This is a genomic window from Streptomyces sp. NPDC058964, from assembly GCF_042741275.1.
Taxonomy (GTDB): Bacteria; Actinomycetota; Actinomycetes; order Streptomycetales; family Streptomycetaceae; genus Streptomyces.
Map to the genome: position 1 here is coordinate 1 of NZ_JBHYKH010000897.1, position 1,873 is coordinate 1,873.

A 1,873-nucleotide genomic window follows, 5' to 3' on the forward strand; every position below is an offset into this window, starting at 1 on the left:
CCCGGCGAGGTGGTCGGCGAGCACGCTGATGGTGACGGGCGTCCGGCCGCTGTCGGCGATCGCGTCGAGGTGCGCCGCGAACTCCTTGGGGCGGACGGTGAACTCGGCGATCCACGAGGGCGGGTCGTCCATCACCGCGTGGTACAGGAAGACGGGTATGTGCGCGGGAGCCCCCTCGTTCATCCCGCCTCCAGCCCGACCGTACGCAGCGCCCGGCGGGCGCGCAGATAGCCGACGGGGCCGTACAGCATGCCCCGGCGCTGCAGCCGGGACAGCCGCCGTGGCCAGGGATGCGTACGGGAGTCGTGCCCACCCGGCACACCCGTTCCCGCACCCGCTCCCGCGCCCGTGTCACCAAAACCGCCACCCGCACCGTCCCCCGCACCGGTGGCGGGCCCCGCCGGCCGCCCCCCCCGCGCCCGGGCCGCCCACCCCGCGGGGGGTGATCCAGGGTGGCGCCCCCGCGAGATTCGAGGCCCCCCGGCCCCCGGGGGTAGGCGCCCCCCAGGCCGGGGGCAGGGTGGGATCTGTGAACACCTCGGGTGATGTGAACGGCTCAGGGCCGGCTCACCCTTCGGGGGCTGTGAACACGCGCCCCGCGACGAACGCCTCGGCTGTGCACACCTATCCGGCGGTTCACACCCCCACCGGCCCCGAACTTCTCCCCTCCGTTCCCCTCCTGCGCGGCGCCGCCGAGCTGGCGGCCGAGACGGGGGCGCGGCAGACGTTCGAGTTCCTGCTGGGGCGGCATCTGGACGCCAACCCGCGCCAGTACACGCTCACCCCCGCCGAACTCGCCCGGCTCATGGCCGACCTCGCCGGTCCCGCCCGCATCGTGCTCGACCCGGCCAGCGGTACCGGCGCCCTGCTGCGTGCCGTGGAGGCCCGCCCCGACCAGGAGCTGTACGCCCAGGACAGTGCGCCCGACCTCGCCGCGCTCACGGCTCTGCGGCTCGCGCTGCACTCACGGGCCACCGTGCGCGGCGCGGCCGGCGACACCCTGCGCGTCGACGCGTACCCGGAGCTGCGCGCCGACGCCGTCCTGTGCCATCCGCCCTTCAACGAGCGCAACTGGGGACACGACGAACTCGCCTACGACCCCCGCTGGGAGTACGGCTTCCCGGCCCGCACCGAGTCCGAGCTCGCCTGGGTGCAGCACGCGCTCGCCCGGCTGAAGGACGGCGGCACCGCCGTGCTGCTCATGCCGCCCGCCGCCGCCTCCCGCCGCTCCGGCCGGCGCATCCGTGCCGACCTGCTGCGCCGCGGTGCGCTGCGCGCCGTCGTCGCACTGCCGGTGGGCGCGGCGCCGCCGTACAACATCGCCCTCCATGTGTGGGTGCTCCGCCGCCCGGACAAGGCGCCCGCGCAGCCCGAGGTGCTGCTCGCCGACAGCGGGCAGTTCGCCACCGAGGGGCGCGGCGGGCCGGACTGGCAGGCGGTGCGGGACGCCGTCCTCGAAGCCTGGCACGCCTTCGAACGCGCCGGGAGGCTCGACGAGCGGCCGGGGCTGGCCCGCTCCGTGCCCGTGATCGAGCTCCTCGACGACGACGTGGACCTCGCCCCCGCCCGCCACCTCCCGCCGCCCGCCGCGGCCGACGGCGCGGAGCAGCTCACCGCCGTGCGCGAGCGGCTCGGCGAGACACTGCGCCTGTCCGCCGCGCTCACCCCGCCGCCCGCCGACTCCGCGCGGCCCGTGCGCTGGCCGCTCACCACCATCGGTGAACTCGCGCGCGGGGGCGCGCTGGTGATGCGTACCGGCGGAATCGGGGGGGTCGCGGGCGGGCCCGGCCTCCCCCACCACCACATGCGCCGCGCATACCGTCCCACCCGGCCGCGCCCCCAGAGCGACGAGGAGGCAGGGATCAACGAACAC

At 76.6% G+C, this 1,873-nt stretch carries 1 protein-coding gene and 2 pseudogenes; 1 reads left to right on the forward strand and 2 read right to left on the reverse strand.

Annotated features, from left to right (window positions below; genetic code table 11):
• Together ACFW2E_RS46140 and ACFW2E_RS46145 are read right to left on the reverse strand one after the other, a co-directional pair.
• A pseudogene (locus tag ACFW2E_RS46140) lies at positions 1–183 on the reverse strand (polysaccharide deacetylase family protein); the annotation flags it as partial.
• Positions 180–320, reverse strand: coding sequence for a hypothetical protein (locus tag ACFW2E_RS46145; RefSeq protein ID WP_384477974.1), 141 nt, complete (start codon positions 318–320; stop codon positions 180–182). The gene ACFW2E_RS46145 and the pseudogene ACFW2E_RS46140, both read right to left, overlap by 4 nt.
• Before the next feature lie 173 nt (positions 321–493).
• On the opposite strand from ACFW2E_RS46145, the pseudogene ACFW2E_RS46150 reads away from it, so the two are divergent.
• Positions 494–1,873: pseudogene (locus tag ACFW2E_RS46150) on the forward strand (class I SAM-dependent DNA methyltransferase); the annotation flags it as partial.